A 507-nucleotide genomic window follows, 5' to 3' on the forward strand; every position below is an offset into this window, starting at 1 on the left:
ACAGCTAATTGAATATCGCCAAGATCAAGCTGCGCGGCAATCTCCTCCAGCTGCTTCTTCACGCTCATGTCGATCATTTTCGAACCGGAATTTCCATACCTAATCGTGAATCCCGCCACCAGCGACGGGTCGATCTTCGTCTTCAGCTTCACGTTCTTCGCCCCCGTCAGTTTCTGCACCCGCTTCGCAAGCTCCGCCAGATGCTGCGCCTCCAGCTCCACCACCGACGTCACCGTCGCCACCTCCGTCTGCGTCAGCCTGTTGTAGAGCACCTCGTATTCCTTCACGATCTCCTGTATCAGTTCGATGCGCTTCATGTCCAGCAAAATGTTCACGAAGTTCGCCACGTGCGGCTGCAGGCTTAACGATTTCGAGATCTCGTCGAGGAATTTCCGCTTCTCTTCCACGGCGACGGTGGGGTCGACGAAGAAGGTGACGACTGCCTTGTTGGAGAAGACCTCGTCGACGAGCTTCTCCACGTCCGCGGCGGTTTTCTCCAGAGTGTTG

Annotated in this window: 1 protein-coding gene; it reads right to left on the reverse strand. The window is 56.0% G+C overall.

What is annotated here, in order from left to right; translation table 11 throughout:
- On the reverse strand, nucleotides 1–507 hold a 507-nt coding region (gene atpH, locus D1151_RS17585), incomplete at both ends, for an ATP synthase F1 subunit delta (RefSeq protein WP_160264684.1).

It is taken from the genome of Emergencia sp. 1XD21-10, from assembly GCF_009936045.1.
GTDB classification, from domain to species: Bacteria; Bacillota; Clostridia; order Peptostreptococcales; family Anaerovoracaceae; genus Senimuribacter; species Senimuribacter intestinalis.